Here is a 2,584-nt window from a genome sequence, read left to right as displayed (position 1 = left end):
GTGTACGTACGATTGTATTGACAATCGTACGTACACTGATAATAATAGATGCAAAATATACTATATATATATATATATATATAGTTTTATATATTCAATATTTAATGGATTTTATTGAGATTATAATGACAATCAGCGTACATAGTTGCATCAAAAATAATTCATTCAATAGATTAAAAAATCATTGCATCATCATGATTATATGGAGCAATACAATATGTCTATATTACCAGCGATTACTACTTGGACTCGCTATACACGTTATCACATTAATCCAACAGAAATATTTCATCAATTATGTGCTAATAGAATCAATACTCTACTATTAGAATCGTCAGAAACAGATAATAAAGCACCGAGGAGTAGTACGCTGATTATAGATAGTGCTTTGCGTATTACCGCGCAGGCAAATATCGCTACAATTACAGCTTTATCAAAAAATGGAATATATTTATTGACTCAATTAGATTCTATCATTCCCTCAACGGTTACAATAATAACCACCGAATATCAACGTATTATACGTTTTTCATTATATACACAACCCGTTGAAGAACATGAACGGTTATTACATGCTTCTATATTTGATTGCTTTCGCTGGATAGTACAAATTGCACAGAATACATCTGGATCATTATCATCACTATTTTTTGCTGGATTATTATCTTATGATTTAATTCATTCATTTGAAAATATTCCACCATCGCATCCACAGATGGTGTGTCCCGATCTATGTTTTTATCTAGCGGAATCGATGATCGTTATGGATCATAGCGAACAAACGGCTGTATTGCACACCCATGTATTTACTACCAATATACTAGAAAGAAGTCGATTATATACACGTATGCAGCAAATAGATCAGACATTGCAGATCCATAAAAATCGATTATCAATTCCCCCAGCCCCTACTAAAAAGATAGATGTGACTAGTAATATGAGCGATTCTGAATACGCCACTACGATCCGCCGTATGCATACTTTCATTAGACAGGGAGAAGTTTTCCAAATTGTTCCATCGCGACAATTTTATTGTGCATGTACACATCCGTTAGCTGCTTATAATATTTTAAAAAAAAATAATCCCAGTCCTTATATGTTTTTTATGCAAGATGCAGGATTTACATTATTCGGCGCTTCACCTGAAAGTTATCTCAAATATTCCGCTCATAATCGTATAATTACACTACATCCTATTGCCGGTACTCGTCCGCGCGGTTTAGATGATCGAGGATGTATTGACCGAGATTTAGATAATCGTATTGAATTATCGTTACGAACTAATCAAAAAGAATTATCCGAACACCTCATGTTAGTAGATGTTGCGCGCAATGATTTAGCTAGAGTCTGTAAAACAAATAGTCGTTATGTTTCTCAGTTAATGAAGGTAGAAAAATACTCCTGTGTCATGCATTTAGTATCAGAAGTCACAGGGATATTGAAAAATCATTTAGATGTTTTCCATGCATATCAATCCTGTATGAATATGGGGACTTTAACCGGTGCCCCTAAATTGCGTGCCATGCAATTGATTGCTCAATATGAATCTGTACGTCGAGGAGCCTACGGAGGATCAGTGGGGTATTTTACGGGATCTGGATCATTTGATACATGCATTGTCATTCGATCTGCTTTTATCCGCAATCATGTCGCTACCATTCAATCAGGAGCAGGTATTGTATATGACTCCATCATACATGAAGAGATAGAGGAGAGTAAAAATAAAGCGCAGGCTGTTATACAGGCAATTTTTAAAACACATCATATTGATACAGGAAAATATTATGTCTGATATTCTTTTACTCGATAATCTTGATTCATTTACTTACAATATAGTAGATATATTGCGATCCTATCATCAAACAGTTATCGTATACCGTAATACTACTCCTTTATCCATGCTTATATTAGTATTGGAACGCATGCATCAACCTATAGTTGTATTATCTCCTGGACCTGGTTCACCAGAGACTGCTGGTTGTATGTTGAAACTAATTCATGCAATAAAGGGAAAAATTCCTATATTGGGGATTTGTTTGGGACATCAAGCGATCGTACATGCGTATGGTGGTGTAGTTGATGTATCTTCTAACATTATGCACGGAAAAACATCGTATATTATACATGATCAAAAAGATATGTTTACAGAGCTCCCCAATCCGTTATTAGTAGCTCGATATCATTCTCTATTGTGTTCTACAATTCCATCTACGTTACAGGTGAACGCGCGATACAAACAAACTGTGATGGGCGTTAAACAGATCCATGATTATGTTTGTGGTGTACAATTTCATCCTGAATCTATATTAACTCCATTAGGATCTACACTATTACAACATACATTGCATTGGTTATGTAGAATATATAAGTAATAGAATCTTAATTCTATTCTAATCAATGATCATAGATCCAATCCATTTTATTTGAAATTATTGTCTAATATTTACGCGCATATACCGGAGTATATTCAAATTCATTGAATCGGTGCATAGCCAGTACATATAGCTAATCATTACACCTATCTATATACTTAAATATTAATAATTTATTTTTATATATCAATTAGTTAAATCTATTATTATCA

2 protein-coding genes are annotated in these 2,584 nt (G+C 33.8%); both read left to right on the top strand.

The features are described from left to right. Window positions 1-217 precede the first annotated feature (217 nt). Complete coding sequence (locus BUCIKOCA2762_RS02070) at window positions 218-1,792, top strand: anthranilate synthase component 1 (RefSeq protein ID WP_232036842.1); 1,575 nt, start codon at window positions 218-220, stop codon at window positions 1,790-1,792. Continuing rightward, entirely contained in the window at window positions 1,785-2,372 is a 588-nt protein-coding gene (locus BUCIKOCA2762_RS02065; RefSeq protein ID WP_154028950.1) for an aminodeoxychorismate/anthranilate synthase component II, read from the top strand. Before BUCIKOCA2762_RS02070 ends, BUCIKOCA2762_RS02065 begins: the two co-directional genes overlap by 8 nt. Window positions 2,373-2,584 lie beyond the last annotated feature (212 nt).

The organism is Buchnera aphidicola (Cinara kochiana kochiana), from assembly GCF_900698905.1.
GTDB lineage: Bacteria > Pseudomonadota > Gammaproteobacteria > Enterobacterales > Enterobacteriaceae > Buchnera_F > Buchnera_F aphidicola_W.
The sequence above is the reverse complement of the archived record's forward strand: the minus strand, read 5'-3'. Positions and strand labels throughout refer to the sequence as shown.